Annotated in this window: 23 protein-coding genes and 1 tRNA gene; 12 read left to right on the top strand and 12 right to left on the bottom strand. The window is 73.0% G+C overall.

Translation table 11 applies throughout. The features are described from left to right. Positions 1–15 precede the first annotated feature (15 nt). Positions 16–1,521 (bottom strand): helix-turn-helix domain-containing protein, encoded by a 1,506-nt coding sequence (locus ACXJKA_RS09330; protein WP_456824916.1) that lies wholly within the window; start codon positions 1,519–1,521, stop codon positions 16–18. 128 nt (positions 1,522–1,649) lie between these two features. On the opposite strand from ACXJKA_RS09330, the gene ACXJKA_RS09325 reads away from it, so the two are divergent. Beyond that, positions 1,650–3,539, top strand: a complete 1,890-nt coding sequence (locus ACXJKA_RS09325; protein WP_456824915.1) for a phosphoenolpyruvate carboxykinase (GTP) — start codon at positions 1,650–1,652, stop codon at positions 3,537–3,539. A 20-nt stretch (positions 3,540–3,559) separates the two neighbouring features. Here ACXJKA_RS09325 and ACXJKA_RS09320 read toward each other — a convergent pair whose 3' ends face one another. Genes ACXJKA_RS09320 through ACXJKA_RS09305 form a run of 4 tightly spaced genes read right to left on the bottom strand, consistent with a single transcriptional unit; the run spans position 3,560 to position 7,317 of the window. Then, positions 3,560–4,360 (bottom strand): HpcH/HpaI aldolase family protein, encoded by an 801-nt coding sequence (locus ACXJKA_RS09320; RefSeq protein ID WP_456824914.1) that lies wholly within the window; start codon positions 4,358–4,360, stop codon positions 3,560–3,562. Next, on the bottom strand, positions 4,345–5,130 hold the full coding sequence (gene hpaH, locus ACXJKA_RS09315) for a 2-oxo-hept-4-ene-1,7-dioate hydratase (RefSeq protein WP_456824913.1): 786 nt from the start codon (positions 5,128–5,130) through the stop codon (positions 4,345–4,347). The genes ACXJKA_RS09320 and hpaH overlap by 16 nt, the downstream gene beginning before the upstream one ends. A 16-nt stretch (positions 5,131–5,146) precedes the next feature. Then, positions 5,147–5,845, bottom strand: coding sequence for a GntR family transcriptional regulator (locus tag ACXJKA_RS09310; protein WP_456824912.1), 699 nt, complete (start codon positions 5,843–5,845; stop codon positions 5,147–5,149). Continuing rightward, on the bottom strand, positions 5,827–7,317 hold the full coding sequence (locus tag ACXJKA_RS09305) for a fumarylacetoacetate hydrolase family protein (RefSeq protein WP_456824911.1): 1,491 nt from the start codon (positions 7,315–7,317) through the stop codon (positions 5,827–5,829). Before ACXJKA_RS09305 ends, ACXJKA_RS09310 begins: the two co-directional genes overlap by 19 nt. 132 nt (positions 7,318–7,449) lie before the next feature. Between ACXJKA_RS09305 and ACXJKA_RS09300 the strand changes: the two genes are divergently transcribed. Together ACXJKA_RS09300 and ACXJKA_RS09295 are read left to right on the top strand one after the other, a co-directional pair. Then, positions 7,450–11,805 carry an nSTAND1 domain-containing NTPase gene (locus tag ACXJKA_RS09300; RefSeq protein WP_456824910.1) on the top strand — a complete coding sequence of 1,452 codons (4,356 nt, stop codon included), beginning with the start codon at positions 7,450–7,452 and terminating at the stop codon, positions 11,803–11,805. Between the two features lie 102 nt (positions 11,806–11,907). Then, positions 11,908–12,273: a hypothetical protein gene (locus ACXJKA_RS09295; protein ID WP_456824909.1), complete on the top strand. Its 366-nt coding sequence runs from the start codon at positions 11,908–11,910 to the stop codon at positions 12,271–12,273. A 31-nt stretch (positions 12,274–12,304) separates the two neighbouring features. Here ACXJKA_RS09295 and ACXJKA_RS09290 read toward each other — a convergent pair whose 3' ends face one another. Next, positions 12,305–13,081, bottom strand: coding sequence for an aldo/keto reductase (locus ACXJKA_RS09290; protein ID WP_456824908.1), 777 nt, complete (start codon positions 13,079–13,081; stop codon positions 12,305–12,307). Between the two features lie 303 nt (positions 13,082–13,384). On the opposite strand from ACXJKA_RS09290, the gene ACXJKA_RS09285 reads away from it, so the two are divergent. Continuing rightward, positions 13,385–13,846 (top strand): hypothetical protein, encoded by a 462-nt coding sequence (locus ACXJKA_RS09285; RefSeq protein ID WP_456824907.1) that lies wholly within the window; start codon positions 13,385–13,387, stop codon positions 13,844–13,846. 15 nt (positions 13,847–13,861) lie between these two features. On the opposite strand, the gene ACXJKA_RS09280 is transcribed toward ACXJKA_RS09285, so the two are convergent. Continuing rightward, positions 13,862–14,233, bottom strand: a complete 372-nt coding sequence (locus ACXJKA_RS09280) for a winged helix-turn-helix transcriptional regulator (protein ID WP_456824906.1) — start codon at positions 14,231–14,233, stop codon at positions 13,862–13,864. A gap of 88 nt (positions 14,234–14,321) precedes the next feature. On the opposite strand from ACXJKA_RS09280, the gene ACXJKA_RS09275 reads away from it, so the two are divergent. Continuing rightward, positions 14,322–15,167: an NAD-dependent epimerase/dehydratase family protein gene (locus ACXJKA_RS09275; protein WP_456824905.1), complete on the top strand. Its 846-nt coding sequence runs from the start codon at positions 14,322–14,324 to the stop codon at positions 15,165–15,167. Between the two features lie 76 nt (positions 15,168–15,243). Here the strand turns inward: ACXJKA_RS09275 and ACXJKA_RS09270 are convergent, their stop codons facing one another. Beyond that, positions 15,244–16,119: a hypothetical protein gene (locus tag ACXJKA_RS09270; RefSeq protein ID WP_456824904.1), complete on the bottom strand. Its 876-nt coding sequence runs from the start codon at positions 16,117–16,119 to the stop codon at positions 15,244–15,246. Between the two features lie 104 nt (positions 16,120–16,223). On the opposite strand from ACXJKA_RS09270, the gene ACXJKA_RS09265 reads away from it, so the two are divergent. From ACXJKA_RS09265 to ligD, 3 genes are all read left to right on the top strand, one after another. After that, positions 16,224–16,811, top strand: coding sequence for a methyltransferase family protein (locus ACXJKA_RS09265; protein WP_456824903.1), 588 nt, complete (start codon positions 16,224–16,226; stop codon positions 16,809–16,811). A gap of 148 nt (positions 16,812–16,959) precedes the next feature. Then, positions 16,960–17,874, top strand: a complete 915-nt coding sequence (locus ACXJKA_RS09260; protein WP_456824902.1) for a ketopantoate reductase family protein — start codon at positions 16,960–16,962, stop codon at positions 17,872–17,874. Between the two features lie 71 nt (positions 17,875–17,945). Further along, on the top strand, positions 17,946–18,911 hold the full coding sequence (gene ligD, locus ACXJKA_RS09255; protein ID WP_456824901.1) for a non-homologous end-joining DNA ligase: 966 nt from the start codon (positions 17,946–17,948) through the stop codon (positions 18,909–18,911). Between the two features lie 353 nt (positions 18,912–19,264). Here ligD and ACXJKA_RS09250 read toward each other — a convergent pair whose 3' ends face one another. Then, positions 19,265–19,630, bottom strand: a complete 366-nt coding sequence (locus ACXJKA_RS09250; RefSeq protein ID WP_456824900.1) for a MerR family transcriptional regulator — start codon at positions 19,628–19,630, stop codon at positions 19,265–19,267. Between the two features lie 126 nt (positions 19,631–19,756). On the opposite strand from ACXJKA_RS09250, the gene ACXJKA_RS09245 reads away from it, so the two are divergent. From ACXJKA_RS09245 to ACXJKA_RS09230, 4 genes are all read left to right on the top strand, one after another. Then, positions 19,757–20,656, top strand: coding sequence for an NAD-dependent epimerase/dehydratase family protein (locus tag ACXJKA_RS09245; protein ID WP_456824899.1), 900 nt, complete (start codon positions 19,757–19,759; stop codon positions 20,654–20,656). A 257-nt stretch (positions 20,657–20,913) separates the two neighbouring features. Continuing rightward, on the top strand, positions 20,914–21,285 hold the full coding sequence (locus tag ACXJKA_RS09240) for an ArsR/SmtB family transcription factor (protein ID WP_456824898.1): 372 nt from the start codon (positions 20,914–20,916) through the stop codon (positions 21,283–21,285). Continuing rightward, the gene (locus ACXJKA_RS09235; protein ID WP_456824897.1) at positions 21,282–22,952 is read left to right on the top strand and encodes a SulP family inorganic anion transporter; all 1,671 of its coding nucleotides are present in this window, start codon (positions 21,282–21,284) and stop codon (positions 22,950–22,952) included. The genes ACXJKA_RS09240 and ACXJKA_RS09235 overlap by 4 nt, the downstream gene beginning before the upstream one ends. A gap of 119 nt (positions 22,953–23,071) precedes the next feature. Then, on the top strand, positions 23,072–23,671 hold the full coding sequence (locus ACXJKA_RS09230; protein ID WP_456824896.1) for a chloramphenicol phosphotransferase CPT family protein: 600 nt from the start codon (positions 23,072–23,074) through the stop codon (positions 23,669–23,671). Between the two features lie 175 nt (positions 23,672–23,846). Here ACXJKA_RS09230 and ACXJKA_RS09225 read toward each other — a convergent pair. The 3 genes from ACXJKA_RS09225 to ACXJKA_RS09215 form a co-directional block, all read right to left on the bottom strand. Next, positions 23,847–23,920: transfer RNA gene (locus ACXJKA_RS09225), tRNA-Met, on the bottom strand. A gap of 280 nt (positions 23,921–24,200) precedes the next feature. Further along, on the bottom strand, positions 24,201–24,920 hold the full coding sequence (locus ACXJKA_RS09220) for an alpha/beta fold hydrolase (RefSeq protein ID WP_456824895.1): 720 nt from the start codon (positions 24,918–24,920) through the stop codon (positions 24,201–24,203). Between the two features lie 151 nt (positions 24,921–25,071). Next, complete coding sequence (locus ACXJKA_RS09215; RefSeq protein WP_456824894.1) at positions 25,072–25,641, bottom strand: TetR/AcrR family transcriptional regulator; 570 nt, start codon at positions 25,639–25,641, stop codon at positions 25,072–25,074. Between the last annotated feature and the right edge of the window lie 37 nt (positions 25,642–25,678).

Here is a 25,678-nt window from a genome sequence, read left to right as displayed (position 1 = left end):
CCGCGCCAGCCGCTCCTACTCGTCGTCGGACTCCGGCGCCTGAGGCGCGTGCCGGTCGAGGAACGCGTACACCTCGCGCGCGTCCACCCCCGGGTACGCGCCCGTGGGCAGGGCGGTGAACACCTGCTGGTGGATCCGGGCGCTCGGCCACGACGCGTCCTGCCAGCGGGCGGACGCGCTCGCCGGCGGGCGTCGGCAGCACGCTTCGTCGGGGCAGGTCGAGCGGTGCCGGACCGTGGTGTCCCGCCCCCGGAACCACGACGCCGACGCGAAGGGCACCCCGACCGCGAGCGCAAGCTGCCCCGTCGTGCCGGAGCCGGTCTGCGTGGAGCACCAGAACGTGCCGGCCGGGGTGTCGGTGTACTGGTACGACTCCGAGGTGCGGTCCTGCCGGGTCAGCGCGCGGCGCACGCCCCAGCTCCGGCAGACGAGCTGGCCCTCGATCGCGCCCGTCACGTCGGTCGGCAGGGGCAGCCCGTCGTTCGCGTACGCGCGGTAGATCGCGCCGTCGCCGCCGATCCGCACGAAGTGCACGGGGATGCCCAGGTGGTGGGTCGCGAGGCTGGTGAAGCGCTGCGCCGCCGCCTCGTGCGTGACGCCGAACGCGTCGCGCAGGTCCTCGATCGCGAGGTCCTTCTCCTTCTTGTGCTGCTGGAGGTGGTCGACCGCGGCGGTCTCGGGCATGAGGCAGCAGGACGCGAAGTACGTCGTCTCCATGCGCTGGCGCAGGAAGTCGTCGTACGACGTCGGCCGCTCGTGCCCGAGCACGCGGTGCGCGATGGCCTGCAGCGCGAGCGAGCGCAGCCCGTGGCCGCCCGGGGTCGACGCCGGCGGCAGGTAGACGCGCCCGTTCGCCAGGTCGGTGACGGTCCGCGTGGAGGCGGGCAGGTCGTCGACGTGGATGATCGCGAACCCCAGCTGCTCGGCCATCCGGGACACCGCCCGGTGCGTGAGTGCCCCGCCCGTGTACCCGGCCTTGCGCGCCATGGACTCCGCGAGCCGCTCGATGTCGGGCAGGTAGTTGTCGCGCTGCTGGCGCTCGAGGCGGATCTGCGTGTTCGCGCGGCGCGCCTCCTCCGGCGTCGCGACGGCCTCGAGGTCGCGCCGGGCCAGCTCGGCGTGCAGGCCGACGAGGTGCTCGAGCACCGGGAGGGGCAGGGCTCGACCCGGGCGGACGGTCGGCAGCGAGAGCCGCTCGAACCCCGCCGACCGCTGTGCGCGGTCGAGCGCGATCTCGAGGGCGGCGCGCCGCGACGGCGGCTCGGCGTCGAGCAGGTCGGCGACGGTCACGTCGAGGGCGGTCGCGAGGCCGCGCAGGAGCGTGAGCCGGGGCTCGCGGCGACCGTTCTCGAAGAGCGACAGGAGGCTCGGCGTGACGCCGACCTGACGCCCGAGGTCGTCGAGGGTCAGCCCGCGCGCCTTGCGCAGGTGCCGCAGCCGGCGCCCGAGCGTGAGTGCGTCGGGTGCGCCGGCTCCACCGCGCGCGCCCGCGTCGTCCACGTCACTGCCCTGTGCGGTCACATCGTGACTCTATGTCAAGAAGTGCCGAACTTGACACGGAAAGCTCCCCGGAAGTGCGCGTGGCTTGACGACACGATGGGTCTATCGAGAGCGCGGGCCGGCCGCGGCCCACCAGGAGGAGATCGACGATGACCACGCTGGCCGAACCGCCCGCCGCTGTGCAGGACGCCGCGCCGACCCGCACCACCTCGCTCCCCGACGTCACCGCCGCCGCCGTGCTGGGCGACGTGCACGCGTGGGTCGACGCCGTCGCCGAGCTCACCGCGCCCGACGCGGTCGTGTGGTGCGACGGCTCGGACGACGAGCGGCGAACGCTCCTGGCGCTGATGGAGCGCACGGGCACGCTCCTCGCGCTCGACCCGACCCTGCGCCCGGGCAGCTACCTCGCGCGGTCCGACCCCGACGACGTCGCGCGCGTCGAGTCGCGCACGTTCATCTGCTCGCGCGACGAGTCCGACGCCGGTCCGACCAACAACTGGCGCGAGCCCACGGCGATGCGTGCGGAGCTCGACGCGGTGTTCGCGGGCAGCATGCGCGGTCGCACCATGTACGTGGTGCCGTTCTCGATGGGGCCGGTCGGTGGACCCCTGTCCCACGCGGGCGTGCAGGTCACGGACTCGCCGTACGCGGTCGTCAGCATGCACGTGATGACCCGCGTGGGCCGCCCCGTGCTCGACCTCATCGAGGCCGGCGCCCCGTTCGTGCCCGCGGTCCACTCGGTCGGCGCTCCCCTGGCCGACGGGCAGGACGACGTGCCGTGGCCGTGCAACCCGACGAAGTACATCTCCCACTTCCCCGAGACGCGCGAGATCTGGTCGTACGGCTCGGGCTACGGCGGCAACGCACTGCTCGGCAAGAAGTGCTTCGCGCTGCGGATCGCCTCGGTCATGGGCCGCGACGAGGGCTGGCTCGCCGAGCACATGCTGCTGGTCCGGCTGACGTCGCCCCAGGGCCGTCGCTACCACGTCGCCGCGGCGTTCCCCTCGGCGTGCGGCAAGACGAACCTCGCGATGCTGCGTCCGACGCTGCCCGGCTGGCGCGTCGAGACGATCGGCGACGACATCGCGTGGCTGCGCCGCGGCCCCGACGGGTCGCTGCGGGCCATCAACCCCGAGGCCGGGTTCTTCGGCGTCGCGCCCGGTACCGGGCCGGACACCAACCCCGCCGCGATCGAGACGCTCGCCCGCGACACGATCTTCACCAACGTCGCGCTCACGCCCGACGGCGACGTCTGGTGGGAGGGGCTCACCGACGACGCCCCGCCCCACCTGGTCGACTGGACCGGGCAGGACTGGACGCCCGACTCCGGCCACCCCGCCGCCCACCCCAACTCGCGGTTCACGGTCGCGGCGGCGCAGTGCCCGACGATCGCCGACGGGTGGGACGACCCCGACGGCGTGCCGCTCGACGCGATCGTGTTCGGCGGACGCCGGGCCACCAACGTGCCGCTCGTGGCCCAGGCGGACAGCTGGGAGCACGGCGTCTTCATGGGGGCGACGATCTCGTCCGAGCGCACGGCCGCGGCGGAGGGCCTGGTGGGCGAGCTGCGCCGGGACCCGTTCGCGATGATGCCCTTCTGCGGCTACGACATGGCCGACCACTGGGCGCACTGGCTCCGCGTCGGCGCGACGCTCGACCCGGCCCGTCGGCCGCTCGTCTTCCAGGTGAACTGGTTCCGCAAGGACGACGACGGCGCGTTCCTGTGGCCCGGGTTCGGCGAGAACTCGCGCGTGCTCGCGTGGATGGTCGACCAGGTGGACCGCCGGCGCGGGCTGCGCACGGACGTCGGCGCCGTGCACAGCCCGGTAGGCCTGCTGCCCGCGCCCGGCGCGCTGGACACCCGCGGTCTCGACCTCGACGAGGACGCCCTCACGCGGCTGTTCCAGGTCGACCCCGACTCGTGGCAGCTCGAGGCCGACCTCACGGAGGAGTTCTTCGGAACGTTCGGCGACCGCGTGCCACCCGCGCTGCGCGACCGGCTCGCCCGCCTGCGCGCCGCGCTGGTGCGGGACCGCTGACCGACCGTGGCGCGCCGGTGTCAGTAGCCGGCGCGCTGCGGGCCGTCGGTGCCGACGAACCGCGCGGCCAGCGCCTCGGAGCCCCGCGCGAGCAGGGCGACGTCGGCACCGACGAGCACGAACGTCGCACCCGCCGCCAGGTAGGCGTCCGCGACGGCGGGGTCGAACGCGTTGACGCCCACCGGGACGCCGGCACCGCGGACCGCCTCGAACGCCCGCAGCACCGCCGCCGTCACGTCCGGGTGCGTCTGCCGGCCGAGCACACCCATCGAGGCGGCCAGGTCGGACGGCCCGACGAAGACGCCGTCGACGCCGTCGACCGCGGCGATCTCGGCGGCCGCATCCACGCCCGCGAGCGACTCGACCTGCACGAACAGCGAGACGTGCTCGTCCGCGTCGGTGAGGTAGCCGTCGATGCGGTTCCAGCGTGCCGACCGCGCCAGCGCCGAGCCCACGCCGCGCCGGCCGCGCGGCGGGTACCGCACCGCGTCCACGGCGGCACGCGCCTCGTCGGCCGACGACACCATCGGCACCAGCAGGTTCTGTGCGCCGAGGTCGAGCACCTGCTTGATCACGACCGCGTCGTTGCTGGGTACGCGGAGCACCGGCGTGATCGGGTACGCGGCGACGGCCTGCAGCTGCGCGAGCACCGACCCGAGCCCGTTCGGGCCGTGCTCCATGTCGATGAGCAGCCAGTCCAGGCCCGCGTCCGCGCAGATCTCGGCGACGAGCGGGCTGCCGGAGCTCACCCACATGCCCGCCAGCGGTCGGGTCGCCGCCGCCAGGTCGTCGCGGAACGTCGGTCTCAGAGGAAGCGGCACGAGATGGTCCCCATCGGTCCGTAGTCGCACAGCACGCTGTCGCCGCGGGACACCCAGACCGGCCGCGTGAACGACCCCGCGAGGATGATCTCGCCCGCCCCGAGGCTCGCCCCGTGCTGGTGCAGCTTGTTGGCCAGCCACGCCACGCCGGTGGCCGGGTGGTTGAGCACTCCCGCGGCGACGCCCGTCTCCTCGATCGTCTCGTTGCGGTACAGCAGCGCGGAGACCCAGCGCAGGTCGACCTGGTCGGGTGCCATCGGCCGGCCGCCCAGCACCATGCCGCCGTACGCGGCGTTGTCCGCGATGGTGTCGACGATCGTGCGGCCCTCGAGCTCGATGTGCGAGTTGAGGATCTCGAGGGCGGGCGTGACGTACTCCGTCGCCCTGAGCACGTCGAAGACCGTGCAGCGCGGGCCCTCGAGCGGCGCCGAGAGCACGAAGGCGAGCTCGACCTCGATCCGCACGTTGGAGAAGGCATCGAACGGGATGGTCGAGCCGTTCTCCCAGACGGTGTCGTCGAACATCACGCCGTAGTCGGGCTCGGTGATACCGGTCGCCTGCTGCATGGCGCGCGACGTGAGCCCGATCTTGCGCCCGACCAGGCGCCTGCCCGCCCCGAGGTTCTTGTCGCGCCAGACGCCCTGGATGGCGTACGAGTCCTCGATCGTGGCGTCGGGGTACCGGGCCGTGATCCGCGGGACGAGGCCGCGCGAGCGCTCCGCCTCGGCGAGCTCCTCGGCGATCGCGCTGATCGTCTCGGCCGTCAGCATCGTGGCTCCTTCGCCATCACAGGGCCGGCAGGCCGAGCGTCTCGTCGGGGTGCTCGTGCCGGAGGAACGCCGTGAGCGTCCCCGTCCGGTGGCGCCGCACCGCCTGCTCGATCTCCGAGAGCGGGGCACCGCGCTCGATGAGCTCGAGGATGCCCTCGTGCTCGGCCACCGACTCCCGCGCGCGGCCCGGCACGAACGCGAAGATCGAGTCGCGCATGTGCCCGAGACGGACCCACTCGGCGTCGACCATCTCGAGCAGCCGCGGGTTGGCGCAGCGCGAGTAGAGGATGTGGTGGAACTCCTGGTTCAGGGCGGAGAACGCCCGCGGGTCGAAGCGGTCGAGGGACGCGGTCATCACGTCGTTCACGGCGCGGGCGCGGCGCAGGTCGTCCACCGTGAGGTTGCGGGCGGCCAGCGCGGTGGCGGCGCTCTCGACGATGCTGATGGCCTGCATCGCGAAGCGGTACTGGGTGTCGTCGATCATCGACACGCGCGCGCCGACGTTGCGCTCGAACGTGACCAGCCCCTCGGCCTCGAGCTGGCGCACGGCCTCCCGGACCGGCACCACGCTCATGTCGAGCTCGTTGGCGATGGTGCCCAGCACCAGCCGGTAGCCCGGCGTGAAGTCCTGCTGCGCGATGCGCTCCTTGATCCAGAGGTACGCCGCCTGGGACTTGCTCAGGCCGGTGGCCCCCTTCACCGCGTCGCCCGCCACGAGTCGTACCTCGCTCTCCACTGCGCATTCATCGGGAAGAGCCCCTGCACCGGGTTGCCCGCCGCCACCTGCTCGGCGACCCACGCGTCCTCGTCCTCCTGGGCCAGCGCGGCGTCGACGACCTCCTCGGCGAGGCCGGGCGGCAGCACGATGACCCCGTCCGCATCGCCGACCACGATGTCGCCCGGCTGGATCGTCGTGCCGCCGCACGCGATGGTGACGTCGGCCTCCCACGGGACGTGCTTGCGGCCGAGCACGGCCGGGTGGTTCCCGGCCGACCAGACCGGGATGCCGACCGCGGCGACGGCGTCGGCGTCGCGCACCGCCCCGTCCGTGACGATCCCGGCGGCGCCGCGGGCGCGGGCCCGCAGCGCCAGCACGTCGCCGAGCGTCGCGGAGCCGGTCTCGCCGCGGGCCTCGATCACGAGCACCTCGCCCGCTGCGACGGTGTCGAACGCGCGCTTCTGCGCGTTGTAGCCGCCGCCGTGCCGCTCGAAGAGGTCCTCGCGGTTGGGCACGAACCTCAGGGTCCGGGCGGTGCCGACGAGCTTCGCGCCCGGGTGCATCGGCCGGACGCCGTCGACCGTGACGTTGTTCAGCCCGCGCTTGCGCAGCTGCGCCGAGAGGCCCGCGACGGGGGCCCGGAGCAGCTTGTCGCGCAGGGCCGGCGAGAGGGCGGGCCCCAGCCCGGCCGCCTCGGGCGACCCCCACGCCTCGGCGCGCTGGTGGTCGTCGACGGACGGGAGCGACCCGAGCGCGCCGTCGTAGTCGACGTCACCTTGCATCACCGTGGTGACGAGGCGTCCGGTGGTCGGTCCCCCGGCGACGTCGACCTCGATCTCGACGACGTCACCCGGGACCAGGACGCTCGACCCGGCGGGGGTGCCGGTGAGGATCACGTCGCCCGCCTCGAGCGTCAGGTGCTGCGAGAGGTCGGCCACGATCTGCGCGAGCGGGAAGAGCAGCCCGGCCGTGGTGTCGTCCTGCGCCAGCCGGCCGTTCACCCACGCCCGGACGCGCAGCGCCGCGGGGTCGACCGCCCGCGCGTCGAGGAGCGCGGGGCCGATCGGCGTGAATCCGTCGCCGCCCTTGGAGCGCAGGTTGGAGCCTTTGTCGTTGGCGCGCAGGTCGTACAGGCCGAGGTCGTTGGCGGCCGTGACCCAACCGACGTGGCTCCAGGCCGTGTCCGGGGCGACCCGGCGCGCCTCCGTACCGATGACGAGGGCGATCTCGCCCTCGAAGGCGAGCAGCTCCGTGCCCGCGGGGCGCTCGACGACTCCCCCGGAGCTCGCGACGGAGCTCGACGGCTTGAGGAAGTACGACGGGTGCGCGGGCCGCCGCCCGCGCTGGTCGGCGCGCGAGGCGTAGCTCAGGTGGACGGCGATGATCTTTCCCGGGCGGGACGGGAGCGCGCCGAACCCCGCGCGTACGCCGTCGTCCGGCGCGTCGCCGAGCTCCGTGGCCGTCGTCATCGACTCCCTCTCCATCGGGTGCGGCGATCATATACGATCTCGAAAACTCGGGCAACCAGCCGGCCCCGCGCCCTGGTATCGCCGCGGTATCAGTCCGTTGACCCCGGTATCAGGCAGGCGGACACTCCGGGAATGAGGGTCCGGCTCCTGGGTCCGACACAGGTCGAGGGCGACGGCGCGCTTGGGCGCCGCGACCGCGTGGTCCTGGCGGCGCTCCTGGTCCACGCCGGGGAGCCGATGACGGTCGACCAGCTCGCTGTGGCCCTCTGGGGGGACTCCGTCCCGCCGTCGTCGTCGAAGGTGGTGCAGGGCGCCGTGATGCGGCTGCGTCGCGCCCTCGGCCCCGAGCGGATCAGCACCACGAGCGGCGGGTACGTGCTCGCGCCCGACGGACTCGACGTCGACGTCGCCGACTTCGAGCGCCTCGTCGGCCGGGCACGGGAGCTCCTGGCGGTCGGCGACGCGAACCGGGCGGTGGCGGTCTACGGCCAGTCGTTGGCGTGCTGGTCCGGGCCGGCCCTCGCCGACCTGCTCGACTGGGACGACGGGCGCGCCGAGGCCGCGCGGCTCGAGGAGATGCGCGAGTCCGTCGAGGAGGAGCTCATCGAGGCCCTGCTGGCCTCCGGCCGTACCGGGGAGGCCGTCGCCGACGGTCGGCGGCTGGTGAGCAGGACGCGGACCCGCGAGCACCGGTGGGCCCTGTACGCGCTCGCTCTGTACCGCAGCGGTCGCCAGCGCGAGGCCCTCGACGTGCTGCGCCGTGCCCGGGCGGTGCTGCGCGAGGAGGTGGGGCTCGATCCGGGGGCCGAGATGGTCGACCTCGAGCGCGCGATCCTCGCGCAGGACCCTGCGCTCGCGGGCGGGGACGAGGTGGCCGTCCGCCCGTCCGACGTGTGCCCGTACCCCGGGCTCCGGTCGTTCGACGCCGACCAGGCCGACCTGTTCGCGGGCCGGGAACCGGAGATCGCCGACTGCCTGGCGCGGCTGGACGCGTCCGGGTTCCTGGTCGTGGTGGGCGCCTCGGGCTCCGGCAAGTCGTCGCTGGTCCGTGCCGGGCTCGTCCCGGCGCTGCGACGCCGCGGACAGCCGGTCGTCGTGCTCACCCCCGGGGCGACGCCGGTCGCGACCCTCGCCGCGGCGGTCGCGACCGGCGACGCGCCGGTGGTCGTCGTCGACCAGCTGGAGGAGGTGTTCGCCCCGACCGTCCAGGCCGACGTGTCCGGGTTCCTCGGGGGCCTCACGGCGCTGGTCGACGACGGGCGGACGGTCGTCGCGACGGTGCGCGCCGACCACCTCGCGTCGATGTCCGGCAACGCCGGCCTCGCGCGCCACGTCGAGCGCGGCGTCCTCCTGCTCGGCCCCCTCTCGGAGGCCGCGCTGCGGCGCGCGGTCGAGGAGCCGGCGCGGCGCAGCGGGCTGCTGCTCGAACCCGGTCTGGTCGACCTGCTCGTGCGCGACGTGCTGGACGAGCCCGGCGCCCTGCCGCTTCTCGGCCACGCCCTGGCGGAGACCTGGGCGCGGCGGGAGGGCACGGTGCTGACGGTCGCGGGGTACACGGCGAGCGGAGGCATCAAGGGCGCGGTCGCGCAGTCGGCCGAGCGGCTCTACGTGTCGCTGCCGGCAGCGGACCGCGATGCGTTGCGCGCCGTCGTGCACCGACTCGTCGCGACGGCTCCCGGCGGCGACCCGGTCGTGGTCCGGGTACCCATCCGCGTCTTCGAGCGGACCGCCGACGCACCACGGCTGCTCGACCTCCTCGTGCGGTCGAGGCTCGTGACCACCGACGCGGACACCGCGACGCTCGCGCACGAGAGCCTGGTGCGGGCCTGGCCGCGGCTGCGTTCCTGGCTGGACGAGGACGTCGACGGGCAGCGCACGCTCACGCACCTGCAGGTCACCGCGGACGCCTGGGATCGCGCCGGGCGCCCGCTCGAGGACCTCTACCGCGAGGCCCGGCTGCAGAACGCACTCGAGTGGCGAGCGCGAGCCCACCCTGTGCTCTCCGCGAGCGAGAGCGCGTTCCTCGACGCGTCGGCCGAGCACGAGCAGGACGAGCACCGCGAGCAGGCACGGCGACTGCAGGCACGGACCCGGTCCAACCGACAGCTGCTCGGAGCGCTCGTCGCGGTCGTGCTGCTCCTCGCGGTCTCGCTCTTCGGTGGGTCGATCGCCGTCGGCAACGGCCGGCGGGCCGCCGCCTCGGCCCGAGCGGCTGAGGCGGCCGCCGCCGACKCCCGCGGCGACCGCCTCGCGTCGGCGAGCCAGTCGGAGCCGCGGATCGACCTCGCGCTGCTGCTCGCCCGCCAGGCCGTCGAGATGACACCGCGTCCCTCGCTGCAGGGCAACCTCCTCGACGTGCTGGCCCGGCGCGACGTCGTCAGCTCGGCGAGCGCCGGCGTCTTCATCCCGATGCGGTTCGACGACTCGGCGGTGAGCGCGGACGGGTCCCGGGTCATGCTCGACGCCCTGCCGACCGACCCGAAGGGCGACACCGGCCCGTACCTCGTCGACGCCCGCTCGGGAGCGGTGATCACCAGCATGGGCATCGGGCCGCCCGGCGTGGACTGGTGGCACGTGCCGTGGGTCTCGGGATTCGTCGACGGGGGGCGGACGGTCGTCGTCATGCGCGACACCGCCGACGGTACGGCTCGCGAGCTCGTCCGGCTCGACGCGACGAGCGGGTTGGAGACCGGGCCTGCCGAGCCGGTCCCCGGGTCCGTCACGGGTGATTTCTTCGCCCAGGAGCGGCTGTCGATCAGCCCGGACGGCCAGACCCTCGTCTCGATGGCCGACCGCACGCTGCGGGTGTGGACGAACGACGGGGGCGCGTGGCTCGGCCCGCGGCTGCTCCCCCTGCCCCAGCTCCCGGCGTCCCGCTCGGACCAGGAGGCGCCCGACAGCATCCGGTTCAGCGCCGACGGCCGTCGGGTCGCCCTGGTGATGGAGTACCTGGGGCGAGCGGACGCCAACCCGCCGCAGCTCGCGGTCGCCGTCGACCTGGCGACCGGCGCCTGGTCGGGTCCGTACCTCGCCGCCGGGGACGTCGCGCTCTCCCCGGACGGAGCGACCCTCGCGGTCGCGTCCCAGCTCGGGTCCGTCACTCTCCACGACCTGCTCGGCGGCGGCTCGACGGTCCTGCCCGGCTCGTCCGTTCCGACGGCCGTGGCGTACTCGACGGACGGCGGTCGGCTCGCGATCGGGTACCGGGACGGCACCGTGGAGGTCTATGACGCCGCGGACCTGCGCCTGGTGCTGCGCGCTCCGGCGACGAGCGTCATGGTGCGGCTCGTGGCCATGCCGGCCGACGGCGACACCGTCGTCGCTGTCGACGAGGAGTCCCGGACCACGACCTACTCGCTGGACGGTGCGAGCAGCATCATCACCACCGAGCCGACCGAACCCATCGATCAGGTGTCCGCGGGGCCGCCCGGCACGGTCGTGGCCGCCGGCTTCTACGACGGCAAGGTCGCCGTGTTCGACCAGGGCAGCCTGCACAAGGTGCGCGACCTGTGGCTCGGGCCGTACCCCGAGCCGGACGGCACGTACAACCCGCCCCTGCACCGACGGGTCACCGCGCTCGCGGTCACGCCGGACGGCGCCTCCGTCGTCGCCGCCGACCGCACGGGGCACCTGAGGTTGTGGTCGGTCGCGGACGGGAGCCTGCTGTGGTCGCGGGACGACGTGCACGCGTCCTGGCTGGCCGTCTCGCCGGACGGCCGGTACCTCGCGACCTCGGAGTTCACCGAGGACCTGTCCGACGCGCCGTCGCCGGAGGGGGCGCACCCCGACGGGGGCCCGATCACGGACACCGTGCGGGTGTGGGACCTCTCGGACACTTCGGCGCCGGTGTTCACCGACTCGCTCGCGGACATCGCCGACCCGGACTGGGGCCTGCCCAAGCCGCGCGCCCTCGCGTTCTCGCCCGACTCGTCGATGCTCGCCGCGTCCTGGTTCGGTGGCCCGTCCACGCTGATCGTCTACGACGTGCACACGGGTGAGCGGATCGTGACGGACACGGTCGGCCCCGACGACCCGATCGTCGCGGCGCTGACCTTCACGCCCGACAACGAGCGCCTGCTGATGTGGAGGTCGACCGGCGAGATCGTCGCGCGGGACCTGGGCACGGGCACGACCACGCGCGTCGCGAGCGGGGGCCTGACGGAGTACGCGACCCTCCGGTACAGCGCGGACGGACGCCTCCTCCTCGGACTGAACGGCTACACCGAGGTCGCGCTCTCGATCTGGGACGCGACGACGTTCGCACCCATCGGGACCACCCGTGACATCCCGGCGACCGACGGCGATGCCTCCCTCGCGCCGACGCCCGACGGCCACGTGTTCGTCGGCACCGGGACGGGCATCGAGCGTCTCGACCTGGACGTCCAGCACTGGATGGCCGCCGCGTGCACGCTCGCCGGGCGGTCGCTGACCACGCAGGAGTGGGGCGCCTACCTGCCGGGGACGCCGTACCGCCCGGCGTGCGCCTGACCCGATACCGCGGCGATACCGCCGTGATAGGCCCTCGGTGACCGGACGCACGGACGGTGGCGGTACAGCTCCCACCCGGGGAGCCCGTCCCTGGAGGTCCTCATGATCACCGCCGCCCCGACCGTCACGCCGTCCACCCGCACCGGGTTCTCGCGCGGCACGCTCGTCCTCGCACTCGTCGTCGTGGCCCTGGCCGCGGTGACGGTCGCGCTCGTGTCCGGGTGGCTGCGCCCGCTCGGCGTCGGCTCGCCGGAGCAGGTCCCGGCGCCGATGCCCGTGCAGGTACCCGCCTTCCAGCCCGGGGGCTCCGTCTACGACCAGCAGGTCCCCGGGGTCGGATGGTCCGACACGTTCGGTCCGGGCAGCGTCCTCTACGAGGAGCAGGTGCCCAGCGCGGCCCGGCCCGACGCGAGCGCCGAGCAGCCCCGGCGGTACGCCTCGTTCCCCGTCGATGGTTCGAACGGCTGACGGGCACGTGCCGGCACGGACCGGCTGCCGCTCAGCGCAGGGCGTCGATCGTCGCCATCTCCGCGGACGTCAGCTCGAAGCCGAGCACGTCCAGGTTGCTCGCGATCCGCTCCTGCGTGGTCGACTTCGGGATGACCACCACGTCGTGCTGGAGGTGCCAGCGCAGCACCACCTGCGCGGGCGTGACGTCGTGGGCGCGCGCCGCCGCCACGAGCACCGCCGAGCCCAGGTCGGTGCGCTTGAGCGGGCTGTAGCCCTCGACGACGACCCCGCGCTCGCGGTGGGCCGCCAGCAGGTCGGGGTCGTGGTCGCGCGGGCTGTACGGGATCTGGTTCACGGCGGGCGCCTCGCCGGTGGCCTCGATGAGCTCGTCGATCTGGGCGATCGAGTAGTTGGAGACGCCGATCGACCTGACCAAGCCCTCGTCCCGCGCCTCGCGGAACACCTGCCATGTCTTCGGCGAGGCCACGCGGCCCGGCGGCCAGTGGATGAGCCAGAGGTCCAGGTGGTCGGTGCCCAGCGCCGCGAGCGACTCGGTGAGCGTCCGCCGTGCCCGGCCTGCGTGGTCCGGGGGCAGCTTGGTGGTGACGAAGACGTCGTCGCGGTCGATCCCGACAGTGGCGAGGGCGCGGCCGACCTCCGCCTCGTTGCCGTAGCCGGTGGCGGTGTCGATGTGCCGGTAGCCCAGCTGCAGCGCGGCGCTCACCGCGCGTTCGGCCGCGCCGCCCTCCGACTGCCAGGTGCCGAGGCCGACGACGGGGATCTGCCCGCCGGGCAGGCTCAGGGTGGGGATCGGTGCCGAGATCATCGCGCCAGTCTCACCCGCCGCGCCCGCAGTCGCCTGCCGGGTCGACGATTCGCCCCCGCGATCCGTATCACAGCGTGCATCACGAGGTCATCAGACCAGGGGGTCCCCCTGATCCGACGCTCGCACCGATCACGGGACCCTGACCTGACGGCAAGGTGGCCGCGAGAGCCACGTTCCTCCTCGAAGGCGCCGAGAGCGGATGCGACGTCCTCCGCACAGCCGACCCCTCCCGGGCGTGGCCACAGCACGCCCGATGCGGCAGAGGTCGACAGCACATATCCCCACGGACGAAGAGACCGTGCCATGACCAGCGCGACCGTGCACCGCCGTGCACACCTCGAGACCGTCATCGAGTTCGAGATGGACCCGGACCCGGTGCCCACCCCACCCCACGACCTGGGCGAGCGCGCGCTGCAGGTGCGACGCCTGCTCGCCATCACCGGAACCGCCATCGGCCTTGCCGTCGCCGGCGCGTTCGGCGCGGGCATCGCGGCCTCGTCCGCGCCACCCGCACCCGCCACCGAGAACGAGGCCGCCCCGCTGGAGCCCGTCCACGCGTCGTGCAGCGCCGTCGGCACCACGTTTCCGCGACCCGGCGAGCCGCACATGCGGTGCACGGTGACGGTCCCCGTCGGCCCGTCGGCGGAGGTCGCCGAGCGCGCCGCCGAGGCGGCCATCGCTCGGGCGCGGGCTCAGACCCACGGCCCAGGCGCCGGCACCACCCGCCGGTGGGACCCCACCCACGTGGGCATGGGGTCGCCCTAGCTCAGGAAGCACCGGCTAGATGAACGCCGCCGCGTCCGCGCGGGCGCGGGAGTCGAGGATCGCGGGAGCGTTCGCCTCCGACCAGGAGCGCAGGGGCCGAACCGCGTCGAGCAACGACGTCCCGAGCGGGGTCAGGCGGTACTCGACCCGCGGGGGCACCTCCGCGAAGACCTGTCGGGCGACCAGCCCGTCCCTCTCGAGGGCACGCAGCGTCTCCGTGAGCACCTTCGGCGTGATGTCCGTGAGCAGCCCCCGCAGCTCGGTGAACCGGAGGACCGAGCGGTCGAGCGAAAGGAGTATGCGCACGGTCCACTTCTCCCCCACGCGGGCGAGCACCATCCGGCTCGGGCAGGCCACGTCGAGCACGTCGTAGGGCACGGTATCCACGGGGTGACCGACTTCCGTTGAAGAGACTGGTATCAAATCCATACTATCGGCGACGACCCAGTTCAGACGCACACTCGGGAGTCTCCGCATGAACGTCCTTCTCACCGGCGCGACCGGTTACATCGGCTCGAACGTCCTGACCGCACTGGTCGCCTCCGGCCACCGGGTCCTCGCCGTGACGCGCAGCGAGGCGTCCGCCGACCAGGCACGCGCGGCGGGCGCGACGGCGGTCGTCGGCGACCTGACCGACACGCCGTGGCTCGTCGGACAGCTGCGCACGGTCGACGCCGCGATCCACACCGCCGCGACGGGGGACGCGGACAACCCGGCGTTCGACGACGCCGTCATCGATGCCGTGATCGAGGCGTTCTCGGGGACCGACAAGCCGTACCTGCACACGAGCGGCGTCTGGGTCTGGGGCGCCGGCCAGGTGCACGCGGACGGACCGCTGCGCCCCCCGGCGCTCGTCGCGTGGCGGGTCGAGCGCGAGGAGCGGCTGCTCGAGGCCGACGTCCACGCGACCATCGTCGCGCCGGCCGTGGTCTACGGGCAGGGCCGCGGCCTGGTGCCGGGGGTGTTCGGGGCAGGCTCCCGCACGTCCGACGGCGCGCTCCGGCTCGTCGGGTCCGGCGAGCAGCGCTGGTCGGTGGTGCACGTCGAGGACCTGGCCGACGCCTACGTCGCGGCGCTCGTCCGCGGTCCCCGAGGTCGACGGGTGCTGGCCGCCTCCGACGAGAACCCGACGGTCCGGGAGATCGCTCAGGCCGTCGCCGGCCCGGACGGGCGCGTCGTGCCCGAGCCTGCCGACCAGACGCGTGCCCGGCTCGGCGCCAACTTCGCGGACGCGTTGCTGCTGGACCAGTCGGCCCCCGCACGGTCCTCGTGGGGGTGGGTGCCGAGCCGGCCCGGCCTGCTCGACGAGCTGTCGCGCTGAACGCTCGCGTCCCGTCCTGCGCGCGGAGGGCGAAGGCCCGGACCATCAGGTCCGGGCCTTCGCGGTTCGACGCTCACTAGCGCTCCATGACGATCGAGCCGATCACGGAGTTGAGCTCATCGACGTCCTCCTGGGACGAGTCGGGTCGGAACGACGCATCGATGAGGAGCGGGTTCCTGTCGACATCGACCTGGAAGACGATGTCCGTCTGCCCGGCGACGTGGTTGTCGTTCGGCCGATCGCCGACGTCGAAACCCGGCCACGCCACGTATGTGCCGGCATCGCAGGCCGTGATGTCGAGATCCGCGGGCACCGTCAGCTCGGAGCGCAGCGCGACCGTGCCGGTGTCGTCCGTCGGATCCGCGATGACCACCGACCGTGGTTCCGAGGCCTCGCGCCCGTGCTGCGCCGACAACCCCAGCTCGGGGTAGCTTGCCAGCGAGATGGCCGCGTCCTGCGGATGCCCGTGGTCGTCGAGGTCGAGCGGACTCAGCTTCGTGCTCCGCCGACACGGATCGGGGTAGACGCCCGCCGTCGTCCAGAAGCTCAGGGCCACCTCGTTCGGCTCGCCAAGGTTCTTCCCGATGTAGATGTCGCCGACCTCCCATCCCGCAGGGACGGTGTACTCGATCCACCGGTAGTCCGAGGGCACACGGTTGCCGTCCCCCGCATCCTCGTGCGGGTTCAGGTAGCGGTGCGTGGTGCCGTCGGCCACAGGCTCCGCCTGCGGACCGTCGAACGGTTCAACGACGAACAGGTCGCCGCTGCCCGTCGGCGGGGTCACCACAGTGGGCTGCGGCGTCGCGAGCGTTGCGGTCGGCACGGCGTCGTCATGCTCGTCTGGCGCAGTGCACGCCGACCCCGCCGCTCCGACCATGAGGATCCCGAGGAGCGTCGCGGACCGGCGCCGGTGGCGCTCGACCTGGCGGATCGCTGACCTCGAGAGGTCCATGGGCAAAGTCTTTTCCTCCGAGTCGCGCTGGTCAACGGAACGACCGCGGGGCGTCGGCGGCACACGGCACCTCGCCGTCTCGGGTGAGCGACGATAATCCCCGTGTGCAGGCGCCGTATGTCGAGCAGGCCGACTGGGCGCGCGCCGTCCTGACCATCAGCATCGGCGCCTTCGTCGCGGGTGAGCTGGTGCAGGCGCTTCGCGTGCGCCGAGACGCGACCCGCAGCAACCTGGCCGCGGAGGTGCTCTTCCGGGCGATGTTCTTCGGCGCCATCCTGCTCCTCCCCGTAGGGCGCGTCGTGGCACCGGACGCGGTGATCGGCGGCGGCGCCTGGTCCTTCTCCCTCGGCGTGCTCATCGGGTGGCTCGGCCTTCTGCTGCGCTGGTGGTCCTTCGCCACCTTGGGCAGGTGGTTCACCGTCGTCCTGCAGACGAGCGACGACCAACCGGTCGTCGAGCGTGGCCCCTACCGGGTGCTCCGGCATCCGAGCTACACGGGTCTGCTGCTCGCCGTCGCCGGCTGCGGCGTGATGCTGGGGAACTGGGTCGGCACCGCGGGTTCGGTGGCGCTGCTGCTGACCGCCCTCGTGCATCGCATCGGGATCGAGGAACGCGCGCTCACCGCCTCGATGGGAGACAGGTACCGCGCATTTGCTGCCGGTCGCGCTCGGCTCGTCCCCTTCGTCTGGTAGGTCTCAGCGAGACGGCGTTCCTCACCACGATCGAGCGGAACACGGCGGGCACAGTGAGCGCGAGCGCTCACCGGACGGCTCGTTCAGTCCTACGCGTCGCTGCGGTTGACTGACTCAACGCGGCTCAACGAGGTGGGGGGGTGCACTGGTGCGGATCCTGGTGCTCGGCGCCGGCGTGATCGGCAGTGTGTACGCGGGCAGGCTCGTGCAGTCGGGGCACGATGTGGTCCTCCTGGCCCGCGGTGCTCGTCTGGCCGACCTGCAGACCCGTGGGCTGGTCCTGCACGATGCCGAGACCGGGGACCGCTCCGTGGTTCCACTGCCTGCGGTCGGCGAGCTCGCCGCAGATGATCGCTTCGACCTGGTGCTGGTCCCGGTGCGCGCTGAGCAGCTCTGGAGCACCCTGCCCGTCCTGACCACGATGACGGACGGCTCCGACGTGCTGTTCTTCGGCAACACGGCAGACAAGCAAGCGGAGCTGACGGCCACCCTGGGTAGCCGTGCGCTGTTCGGCTTCCCGGCGGCGGGAGGTATCCGGGACGGCCCGGTCATCCGGTACGTGCTGATCCGGCAGCAGAAGACGATGCTCGGCGAGTCGGACGGCAGCACCAGTCCCCGAGTCAGGCACCTGCGGGGCGTGCTCGAGGAGGCCGGGTTTCCCACCCTCATCAGCGCCGACATCGAGGACTGGCTCGTGGGGCACGCCGCGTTCGTCGTGCCGATCGCGTTCGCGCTCTACCGCGTCGGTGGCGACCCGGCCACGCTCGCCGCCGACGCGGCCACCATGCGCCTCCTGGTGAGCGCCACCCGCCAGGCGTTCGCCGCCCTGCGTGCCGACGGCAACGCCGAGATCCCCACGAACCTGCGCATCCTCTACCGCCTCCCCGAGCGACTGGTCGTCCGCTACTGGCGCCGTGTGCTCGACGGTCCCCGAGGAGAGCTGTGGTTCGGCGCACACAGCCGGGCCGCCCCCGAGGAGATGCACGAGCTGGCCCGCGGCCTGAGCGAGGCCGTACGACGCACCGGGCGTGCCACGCCCGACCTCGACCGTCTGCTGCGATGACCACGCACTCACCTCGCCTCGGCGGGATCCGCCCTGCGGCCCCGGCGGCACGCAGCGCGCTTGAATGAGGCATGGCMCCGGAACACTCACCCGCCGTGGAGCTCGAGGTCGGGTCCCGCACCGTGCGGATCTCCAACCCCGACCGCGTCTACTTCCCCGCCAGCGGGGCGACCAAGCTCGACCTCGCGAGCTACTACCTCGCCGTGGGTGACGGGATCGTGCGTGCGCTGCGGGAGCGCCCGTGCATGCTGCACCGCTACCCGACGGGCGTCGCCGGGGAGAAGGTGCACCAGAAGCGGTTGCCGCGCGGGGCCCCGCCGTGGATGGAGACGGTGGAGGTCTACTTCCCGCGCTACGGCCGCACCGCCGACGAGCTGTGCGTGACCGAGCTGGCCCACGTGATCTGGGCGGTGCAGATGTCGACCGTCGAGTTCCACCCGTGGAACAGTCGCCGGGTCGACACCGAGCGCCCCGACGAGTGGCGCATCGACCTGGACCCGATGCCGGACTGCCCCTTCGACCGGGTGCGGCGAGTGGCGCACGTGGCGCGGGAGGTCCTGGAGGAGCTGGGCGCAGTCGGCTGGCCGAAGACCTCCGGCGGCTCCGGGCTGCACGTGTACGTCCGGATCACGCCCGAGCACGGGTTCGCGGACGTGCGCCGAGCGGCCCTGGCCTTCGCGCGCGAGGTGGAGCGCCGCGCGCCCGACGACGTCACCACCACGTGGTGGCGGCGCGACCGGGACCCCTCGCTCGTGTTCGTCGACTACAACCAGAACGCCCGCGACCACACGATCGCCTCGGCCTACTCGGTGCGCGGAACCCCGGAGGCCACCGTGTCGACGCCTCTGCGCTGGGACGAGATCGACGACGTCGATCCCCGCGACTGCACGCTGTTCACGGTCCCCGCACGCTATGCCGAGCTCGGTGATCTCCATGCCGGCATCGACGACGCGGTGTTCGACCTGGCGCCCCTGCTGCGCTGGGCAGAGCGCGACGAACGCGACGGCGCCCCGGCACCCCCGGACGACGACGCCTGAGCCGACCCGGGAACGCGCGATCGGAGCGGACCCGTCCCCGCCGTCGGTCGATCGCTCGCACGACGAGGGCCCGGACCGTCCGGGCCTTGGTCTTCTCTACGCCTGCAGGCACAGCCGCGAGCCGGTCGGCGTGAGCTCGGCGGCAGGCGGCACGACGTCGGGTCAGCGCTGGGCCGCCGATCAAGCGTCGGCCGCGTCATAGGCGAAATGAACAAGGCCTGAGCTGACGTGCGGGGTCACCGCCCTGCTGGCCGTTCACGGTCTTCCACGCCTCGATCGTCCAGGTGGTGCGCTGGGCGTAGTCCTCGATCTCCTCGTGGAGGCTGCACCTCCTGCCGCCTCCCCCGGGCGGCCTACGCGGAGGCGGCCTCTCTGACGGTGCGCTGCAGGAACTCGGTCAGCGCGTCGCGTGTCTGCGTGAGGCGACGCACCTTCTCGTCCATGTCGTCGCGGACCTCCGACATGCGCCGCACGAGCGCGTCGCAGTCGCCGGCGACGGGACCGTCGTCGCCGGTGCAGGGCAGGATCCGGCGGATGAGCTCGCTGGAGAAACCGAGGTCGAGCAGCGAGCGGACGGTCGCGACTGCCTCGACGGCCGACGCGTCGTAGGCCCGGTAGCCGTTGTCCTCGCGCTGCGAGCGCAGCAGGCCGTGCTCCTCGTAGTAGCGCAGCGCCCGCGGGCTGGCCCCTGTCGCCCGGCTGAGCTCACCGATCCGCATCGTTCCTCCGCTCGCTTGACCTTGACGCTGACGTCAGACCTTAGCGTCGCTCGCGACCGGCGCGCACCGCCGGGACATGACGACCAGGCCCGCGTCAGCGCGGGACGGACGAGGGGAGCAGTGACCATGCGGGTCTTCATCACGGGCGGCACGGGATACGTGGGCGGGGTGCTCGTCGAGCGCCTCGTGGGCGCTGGGCACGAGGTCGTGGCGCTCGCGCGTTCGGAGACGGCGACGGGGGCGGTGCTGGCCGCGGGCGCGACGCCGTTGCGGGGAGAGCTGGCCGACGCCGCACTGCTGCGGGCCGCCGCGGCCGACGCGGACGCCGTCGTGCACGCAGCGGTGGACTGGTCGGCGAGCGCGGAGGCGCACCGGACGGAGCTCGCGGCTGTGGCCGCGCTCACGGCGGGCGCCCGAGACGGCGGGAAGACCGTGGTCTACACGAGCACCGGCCTCGTGTACGGGTTCGATCCTGCACAGGACCGGGACGAGGACGCGCGGCTGCCCGAGCGCAGCGCGCAGCCGGTGAAGGCCGACGCCGAGCGTGTCGTCCGGTCGGCGCCCGGCATCACGGGGGTCGTGGTGCGTGCCGGGCTCGTGCACGGGCGCGGCGGCTCGGCCCTGCTCAGTTCCCTGATCGGAGCCGCGGCGACGACCGGCGCCGCAACCTACGTCGGCGCGGGGGACAACGTCTGGGTGCCGGTGCACGTCGACGACCTCGCCGACCTCTACCTGCGGGCGCTGGAGCGGCCGGTCGCGGGCGTGTTCAACGCGGTCGGGCCCCACCCGTTCACGTTCCGTGACCTGGCGGAGGCGATCGCGGATCTCACCGGCGCTAGCGCGGTGTCGCTCCCGCTCGACGTGGCCGTCGAGCAGCTCGGACCCGCCGCGTACCTGCTCGCGAGCAGCGGCGACATGCCCAACGTGCGCGCCCGTTCGACGTTCGACTGGGAKCCGGCCGGGCCGCCGCTGCTCGACGACGTGCGCGCCGGCAGCTACCGCTCGCCCGCCCCGACCGGCGCCTGAGCCACGCGCCCGGCGCGTCCCGTCGCCCGGGACGCGCCGGGCGCACACGCAGTCAGACGACCCGGCCACCCGCCGCCGGCTCCCGATCGTCGAGGTCGACGGGACGGCCGAGCTCATGAACCTGACGGGCGTCCCGTTTCGTCGGGCACTTCCAGGGACGCACCGAGACGAGAGGCCCTCAAGGCCGCGCACATGGGGGGTCCGTCCGCTCCACCGATCGCGGGCTTCCGGTGCCGATCCGATATGATGACTTCATCATGCCGCACAGCCAGCCTTTCACCCACAGTCAGCGACCGCTCTACGAGGTCAAGGCGGGACTGTTCAAGGGCCTGTCGCACCCTCTTCGGATCCGACTTCTCGAGCTGCTCGCGGACGGCCAGGAGCACACGGTCGCCGAGCTCCAAGCGCAGACCGGTCTCGAGGCCTCTCACCTGTCCCAGCACCTGGCAGTTCTGCGCCGCAACCACCTCGTCGCGTCAGACCGACGAGGCAGCCACGTCCACTACCGACTTGCCCACCCAGAAGTAGCCGAGCTGCTCGCGGTAGCCCGCCGGCTGCTCGTAGACATCCTCACCACGGACGGCGCCAGGCTCGGCGACGTCGCGGGCCTGCCCGCACTGACTCGATGACAGGCCTGCTGGCCTCCGTGAAGCGCCTGCTCCCGGGCCGCTCCGACTACACCGAGCTGCCACGTTCGTGGCGCTCCGACATGCTGGCTGGGCTCACGGTGGGCATCGTGGCGCTTCCGCTGGCGCTCGGCTTCGGCATCGCGTCAGGAGCGGGCGCCGAGGCAGGGCTCGTCACCGCGATCGTCGCCGGGTTGGTCGCAGCGGTGTTCGGCGGCTCGCACGTCCAGGTGTCCGGGCCGACCGGTGCCATGGTCGTCGTCCTGGCGCCGGTCGTCTCGACCCACGGCGTCGGGGCAGTCGCGCTCGTGACGCTCATGGCCGGGTTCATCGTCATCGTCGCAGGCCTCGCGCGGCTGGGCCGAGCGGTGTCCTTCATCCCGTGGCCCGTCATCGAGGGCTTCACCCTCGGAATCGCCGTCATCATCTTCCTGCAACAGGTCCCCGCCCTGACCGGTGCGGCCGGAACGTCAGGTCCGCACACCAATGTCGTCGCCGCTGCCGTCTCGTCCGTGACCCACGCGGATCTGGCCACGCTCGCATGGTCGCTCGCAACTGTGGGGCTCGTCGCAGCCTGCATGCTGCTCCTCCCCCGCCTGCGAGCGCGGCTGCCCGGATCACTGGTCGGCATCATCCTCGCCACGCTCGCCGCGTTGGCGCTGCACGCACCGCTCGCAACGATCGGCGCACTGCCGGGCAGACTGCCCGCCCCCGCACTGCCCGTCCTCGACCCGGCGACGATGCGGGCGCTCCTGCCCGCGGCCTTCACCGTCGCGGCACTCGCCGCGATCGAGTCGTTGCTCTCCGCGCGCGTCGCCGCCTCCCTCGCAGACACCGGCGAGTACGACCCCGACAGAGAGTTGCTCGGCCAGGGCCTGGCGTCGCTCGCCGCTGGTGTGTTCGGCGGGATGCCGGCAACCGGGGCGATCGCGCGGACGGCGGTCAACGTCCGCTCCGGCGCGCGCACCCGAGCCGCAGCCGCGGCGCACGCCGTCGTGCTGCTCGCCGTGATCCTCGCCGCCGCCGGCCCGGTCGCCCACATCCCCCTGGCCGCCCTGTCGGGTGTGCTGATGGTGACAGCCGTCCGCATGGTGCACGTCGCGACGGCCCGGTCGATCTTGCGCTCGACCCGTGCCGACGCCGCAGCGTTCCTCGTCACGGCCGTCGTCACGGTCTCGGTCGACCTCATCGTCGCCGTCGGTATCGGCGTCGTCGTCGCGGGCGCGTTCGCCCTGCGTGGCCTCGCCCGCGCCGCGGGCGTCGCCCGCGAGCCTGTGCCAGGCGAGCCACAGGCCGGCGACGAGCAGATCGCTGTCGTCCGGATCGACGGTCCGCTCTTCTTCGCCGCCGCCGATCGGGTGCTCGACGAGGTCACGGGTCTCGACGGCGTGACAGTCGTCGTGCTGCGCATGTCGCAGCTCGAGCTCGTCGACGCCACTGGGGCGCACGTACTCAGCGAGATCGTGCAGCGTCTGGAGGCCCGCGACGTGACGGTGCTCATCAAGGGAGTGCGCGACGGGCATGTCGAGCTCTTCCGCACCGTCGGCGTGCTCGGCGCGCTGCGCCATCACAGGCACCTGTTCGACGACCTCGGCACGGCCGTCGCGCACGCTCGCGACCACGTGCGCCGGGCCGAGCTCGCGGTCGACGCCGACATCCCGGCCGCGTAGCCGGCGGCGCCGTGCCACCTCCCGCGGCCCGCACCACGGGGCGTCAGGACCGACTGCGCCAACGACGAAGGCCCGGACCATCAGGTCCGGGCCCCGGTCGACCCGCGATACTCGGCGCCATGAGCCTGCCCGCACCCGGCACCGTCGTCGTGCTCAACGGCACCTCCAGCGCGGGCAAGACCTCGCTCGCCCGGGCGCTGCAGGACCGCTGGGACGGACCCCTCCTCGACGCCGGCCTCGACCGGCACCTGACGATGCTGCCCCGCCGCTACCTCTCGAGCTCGTGGCCGGAGGTGTTCCGGTACGAGCTCGCGGTCGACGGAACGATCGAGCGCGTGGTCGCGGGGCCCGTGGCGCACGACCTGGTCCGCGGCCTGCACCGGACTGCGGCGGCGCTCGCGGCTGCGGGGTTCGACGTCGTCGTCGACCACGTGCTGCTCGAGCCGGCGTGGTCGCGGGACCTGGCCGAGGTGCTCCGTGCGACGCGTGCAGTGCTCGTCGGCGTGCGGTGCGAACCACCGGTCCTCGTCGAGCGCGAGCGTGACCGAGGCGAGAGGACCCTGGGCCAGGCGACGGCCCAGCTGCCGTACGTGCACCGGCACGGCGACTACGACGTGGAGGTCGACACGGCGGTCCTCGACGTCCCCGCGGCCGCCGACGTCGTCCTGACGTGGATCCGCAGCGGAGCAGCCCCGAAGTCGCTCGACCGGCTCAGGTAGCGGTCGGCTCGCGGCGTGACCCGACTGACCCGACAACGTCACTCCGGACCGAGAGGCGCCCCTGAGTGCCGCGAGGAACGGTGTTGCCCTCCACGCACCCGCTCTCCGGGCCTTCGGCGGATCGCGCGAACGACGAAGGCCCGGACCATCAGGTCCGGGCCCCTTCGTCTTCTTGTAGCGGGGGCAGGATGTGAACCTGCGACCTCTGGGTTATGAGCCCAGCGAGCTACCGAGCTGCTCCACCTCGCGTCGGTAGTCCACCCCGATGATCGCCACACGCCGGTCCCCCTCAGGTTCCCGGTGGAGACGTGCTGGAGGTTGCCACGGACGTCCGCCCAGCCGATCGTGTGCGCGTCCCGCACCGAGACGAAGCCCGGCGGTCGTAGAACTCGTCGCTGCCGTAGTGCTGCTGGTCCTCGCGGACGTCATCAGTGAAGGCGATGCACCCGTACTGCCTTCTCACGTCGGCTCCCTGTCGTCGGGTCGTGCGGGCGTCCGCACTCCCGCCGCGACGGCTGCCGAGAGGAGGTCAGGCGGTCACGGAGGCGAGAGCCTCGCGGATGACCTCGACGACCTCCTTGGGGTGGGAGAGCATCAGCAGGTGGGACGAGTCGATCTCGGAGACCTTCATCCCCGCACGCTCGTAGCCGAACCGCTCGACGTCGGGGTTGATGACGGTGTCCGAGGAGGCCACCACGCCCCAGGCGGGCTTGGTCTTCCAGGCGGCGACGCTGGCCGGCTGCGCGAACGCGACCGCAGCCAGCGGGCGCTGCGAGACGGCCAGCACGCGGGCGAGGTCGGGGTCGACGTCGGGCGCGAAGATCTCCGGGAACCTGGCGACGTCGACGAAGACGTCGGTGCCGGGCTCGTCGGAGCCGTCGACGGGGAACGTGGCGTAGGCGAGGGCCCCCGCCAGCGGTGACTCCGGGAAGCGTCCCTGCAGCTCACCGAGGCTCTCCCCCTCGTCCAGCGCGTAGCCGGCGAGGTAGACCAGTCCGACGACGTTGTCCTCGACACCGGCCACGGTGATCACCGCGCCCCCGTAGGAGTGCCCGACGAGGACGACGGGGCCGTCGATCTGGCGCACGACGGAGGCGATGTACGCGGCGTCACCGACCAGGCCGCGGTTGGGACCGGCCGGGACCACCACCTTCGTGCCGTCGTCGAGCAGCTCGGCGACGACGCGGGCGTAGCTGGAGGCATCGGCGAAGGCTCCGTGGACCAGGACCACGGTGGGTGTGACAGACATGGCTTCTCCTCGGATCGCACCGCCGACGGGACGGGTCTGCTCGCGGCGGTAGACGGCTGTTCGGCTCGCTCCCTGTGCCGCCGACGCTAGAGAGCCGGTGTGGAGAAGAAGTGACGAACGAGTGGACCGCCGTCCGCGGGACCGGCGGACGTCAGTCCTTCAGCACCGCGGCCTCGACCCGTTCGAGGATCCACCGTCTCGTTCGGTCCACTCCCCACCCGAAGGTCTCGACGGCGAGGACGAACTGGGCGTGCTGGAAGTGGAAGAAGATGATGCGCGCCGCATCGTCCACCGACAGACCATCGGCCAGGTCACCGACGTCCTCGATCCCCTGGACGATCACGGCCAACGCCTCGTGATGACGCTGATCGGCGATGCCGACGAAGTCCGCTGCCGGCGGAGCGCTCGCGGCCGCCCGGGTGACGATGCGGATGATGTCGTCGTCCGCGGCGTAGAGCTCGACGTAGCCGTCGGCAAGCGTCGTCAGCTTGGCATGTCCGGTGGTGGCCGCCGCGCAGTCGGCGATGATGCGGGTCACCAGGTCGCTCCGGGTCCACATGTCCATCAGCGTCCGGAGCAGACCCTCCTTGCCGCCGCACTGGGCGTACACGGTGGCGGCGGAGACCCGCGCCTCGCGGGCGATCGACGGGACCGTGGTCTGCTCGTAGCCGTTCGCGGCGAAGAGCTTGCGGGCCGCCTCCACGACGCTCTGCCGGGTCATCTCGGCGTACTCGTCGCGCCGGCTGGGTGGTCGTGAC

It is taken from the genome of Cellulomonas sp. P5_E12 (assembly GCF_054049315.1).
Note: the sequence above shows the minus strand (reverse complement) of the source record. Positions and strands in the feature narration are given on the sequence as shown.

Bases quoted from the DNA above. Each gene is read 5' to 3' on its own strand.
- ACXJKA_RS09325 (WP_456824915.1), top strand. From the start codon at position 1,650: ATGACCACGCTGGCCGAACCGCCCGCCGCTGTGCAGGACGCCGCGCCG.
- hpaH (WP_456824913.1), bottom strand. From the start codon at position 5,130: ATGCTGACGGCCGAGACGATCAGCGCGATCGCCGAGGAGCTCGCCGAG.
- ACXJKA_RS09305 (WP_456824911.1), bottom strand. From the start codon at position 7,317: ATGACGACGGCCACGGAGCTCGGCGACGCGCCGGACGACGGCGTACGC.
- ACXJKA_RS09295 (WP_456824909.1), top strand. From the start codon at position 11,908: ATGATCACCGCCGCCCCGACCGTCACGCCGTCCACCCGCACCGGGTTC.
- ACXJKA_RS09290 (WP_456824908.1), bottom strand. From the start codon at position 13,081: ATGATCTCGGCACCGATCCCCACCCTGAGCCTGCCCGGCGGGCAGATC.
- ACXJKA_RS09285 (WP_456824907.1), top strand. From the start codon at position 13,385: ATGACCAGCGCGACCGTGCACCGCCGTGCACACCTCGAGACCGTCATC.
- ACXJKA_RS09275 (WP_456824905.1), top strand. From the start codon at position 14,322: ATGAACGTCCTTCTCACCGGCGCGACCGGTTACATCGGCTCGAACGTC.
- ACXJKA_RS09270 (WP_456824904.1), bottom strand. From the start codon at position 16,119: ATGGACCTCTCGAGGTCAGCGATCCGCCAGGTCGAGCGCCACCGGCGC.
- ACXJKA_RS09250 (WP_456824900.1), bottom strand. From the start codon at position 19,630: ATGCGGATCGGTGAGCTCAGCCGGGCGACAGGGGCCAGCCCGCGGGCG.
- ACXJKA_RS09240 (WP_456824898.1), top strand. From the start codon at position 20,914: ATGCCGCACAGCCAGCCTTTCACCCACAGTCAGCGACCGCTCTACGAG.
- ACXJKA_RS09235 (WP_456824897.1), top strand. From the start codon at position 21,282: ATGACAGGCCTGCTGGCCTCCGTGAAGCGCCTGCTCCCGGGCCGCTCC.
- ACXJKA_RS09230 (WP_456824896.1), top strand. From the start codon at position 23,072: ATGAGCCTGCCCGCACCCGGCACCGTCGTCGTGCTCAACGGCACCTCC.
- ACXJKA_RS09220 (WP_456824895.1), bottom strand. From the start codon at position 24,920: ATGTCTGTCACACCCACCGTGGTCCTGGTCCACGGAGCCTTCGCCGAT.
- ACXJKA_RS09215 (WP_456824894.1), bottom strand. From the start codon at position 25,641: ATGACCCGGCAGAGCGTCGTGGAGGCGGCCCGCAAGCTCTTCGCCGCG.